Here is a 2,988-nt window from a genome sequence, read left to right as displayed (position 1 = left end):
CGGAACAAACTGTTTATCTAAATTTTAATCATCTCTTCGCGTAACCCAAAACAACTCCGAGTTGTAAGGTTAAGACTCTCGGTTCATTAGTATCAGTTAGCTCAATGTATCACTACACTTACACACCTGACCTATCTACGTCTTAGTCTCAAACGGACCTTACTGAATCTCTTCAGGGAAAACTCATCTCGAGGCTAGTTTCGTGCTTAGATGCTTTCAGCACTTATCTATTCCGCACGTAGCTACCGGGCAATGCAATTGGCATCACAACCCGAACACCAGCGGTGCGTTCACTTCGGTCCTCTCGTACTAGAAGCAAACCCTCTCAATTTTCCTACGCCCATGGCAGATAGGGACCGAACTGTCTCACGACGTTCTAAACCCAGCTCGCGTACCACTTTAAACGGCGAACAGCCGTACCCTTGGGACCTACTTCAGCCCCAGGATGTGATGAGCCGACATCGAGGTGCCAAACACCGCCGTCGATATGAACTCTTGGGCGGTATCAGCCTGTTATCCCCGGAGTACCTTTTATCCGTTGAGCGATGGCCCTTCCATTCAGAACCACCGGATCACTATGACCTACTTTCGTACCTGCTCGAGCCGTCACTCTCGCAGTCAAGCTAGCTTTTGCCATTGCACTAACCTCCTGATGTCCGACCAGGATTAGCTAACCTTCGTGCTCCTCCGTTACTCTTTGGGAGGAGACCGCCCCAGTCAAACTACCCACCAGACAGTGTCCCTTACCTCGATTCAGAAGTATAGGTTAGAACATCAAACATTAAAGGGTGGTATTTCAAGGTCGACTCCACACACACTAGCGTGCATGCTTCTTTGCCTCCCACCTATCCTACACATTAAGGCTCAATGTTCACTGTCAAGCTATAGTAAAGGTTCACGGGGTCTTTCCGTCTTGCCACGGGTACACCGCATCTTCACGGCAATTTCAATTTCACTGAGTCTCGGGTGGAGACAGCCTGGCCATCATTACGCCATTCGTGCAGGTCGGAACTTACCCGACAAGGAATTTCGCTACCTTAGGACCGTTATAGTTACGGCCGCCGTTTACTGGGGCTTCGATCAAGAGCTTCTGCTTACGCATAACCCCATCAATTAACCTTCCAGCACCGGGCAGGCGTCACACCGTATACGTCCACTTTCGTGTTTGCACAGTGCTGTGTTTTTATTAAACAGTTGCAGCCAGCTGGTATCTTCGACTGATTTCACCTCCATCCGCATGGGACTTCAATTAACATCAGCGTGCCTTCTCCCGAAGTTACGGCACCATTTTGCCTAGTTCCTTCACCCGAGTTCTCTCAAGCGCCTGAGTATTCTCTACCTGACCACCTGTGTCGGTTTCGGGTACGATTAACTATAACCTGAAGCTTAGAGGATTTTCCTGGAAGCAGGGCATCAATTACTTCACTACCTTAGTAGCTCGTCATCACACCTCAGCGTCTCAGTGACCGGATTTGCCTAATCACACGCCTACATGCTTAACCCACCATCCAATAGGTGGTAAACCTAGCCTTCTTCGTCCCCCCATCGCAGTTATAGCCAGTACGGGAATATTAACCCGTTTCCCATCAGATACGCCCTTCGGCCTCTCCTTAGGGGTCGACTCACCCTGCCCCGATTAACGTTGGACAGGAACCCTTGGTCTTCCGGCGAGCGGGCTTTTCACCCGCTTTATCGTTACTTATGTCAGCATTCGCACTTCTGATACCTCCAGCATGCCTCACAACACACCTTCTACGGCTTACAGAACGCTCCCCTACCCAATACACTTACGTGCACTGCCGCAGCTTCGGTGCATAGTTTTAGCCCCGTTACATCTTCCGCGCAGGCCGACTCGACTAGTGAGCTATTACGCTTTCTTTAAATGATGGCTGCTTCTAAGCCAACATCCTAGCTGTCTAAGCCTTCCCACTTCGTTTCCCACTTAACTATGACTTCGGGACCTTAGCTGGCGGTCTGGGTTGTTTCCCTCTTCACGACGAACGTTAGCACCCGCCGTGTGTCTCCCATGATTAAACTTGTCAGTATTCGGAGTTTGCATCGGGTTGGTAAGCCGGGATGGCCCCCTAGCCGAAACAGTGCTCTACCCCCAACAGTTACTCATGAGGCGCTACCTAAATAGCTTTCGGGGAGAACCAGCTATCTCCCGGTTTGATTGGCCTTTCACCCCCAGCCACAGGTCATCCGCTAATTTTTCAACATTAGTCGGTTCGGTCCTCCAGTTAGTGTTAACCAACCTTCAACCTGCCCATGGCTAGATCACCGGGTTTCGGGTCTATACCCTGCAACTTAACGCACAGTTAATACTCGGTTTCCCTTCGGCTCCCCTATTCGGTTAACCTCGCTACAGAATATAAGTCGCTGACCCATTATACAAAAGGTACGCAGTCACACATATCTTATGATACATGCTCCCACTGATTGTACGTACACGGTTTCAGGGTCTATTTCACTCCCCTCCCGGGGTTCTTTTCGCCTTTCCCTCACGGTACTGGTTCACTATCGGTCAATCAGGAGTATTTAGCCTTGGAGGATGGTCCCCCCATCTTCAGACAGGATATCACGTGTCCCGCCCTACTCTATAAGCTTCCACATATCGCACCTTCGTGTACGGGACTTTCACCCTCTATCGTGCGACTTTCCAGACGCTTCCACTAATACAATATGCTACCCGCTTGGGCTCCTCCCCTTTCGCTCGCCGCTACTTAGGGAATCTCGGTTGATTTCTTTTCCTCGGGGTACTTAGATGTTTCAGTTCTCCCGGTTCGCCTCATATGACTATGTATTCATCATATGATAGTGTAGTCGCCTACACTGGGTTTCCCCATTCGGACATCAACGGCTATAGCGCCTTTTATCGGCTCACCGTCGCTTTTCGCAGATTAACACGTCCTTCTTCGCCTCTGATTGCCTAGGCATCCACCGTGTACGCTTAATTTCTTAACCTTACAACTCACAGTTGTCTTGGTT

Annotated in this window: 1 rRNA gene; it reads right to left on the bottom strand. The window is 50.0% G+C overall.

Going from position 1 to position 2,988, the window contains the following annotated elements:
- Window positions 1-65 precede the first annotated feature (65 nt).
- A 23S ribosomal RNA gene (locus GQ596_RS10860) occupies window positions 66-2,964 on the bottom strand.
- Window positions 2,965-2,988: the final 24 nt, after the last annotated feature.

This window comes from Gilliamella sp. Pra-s60 (assembly GCF_009795755.1).
Lineage (GTDB): Bacteria > Pseudomonadota > Gammaproteobacteria > Enterobacterales > Orbaceae > Gilliamella.
Note: the sequence above shows the minus strand (reverse complement) of the source record. Positions and strands in the feature narration are given on the sequence as shown.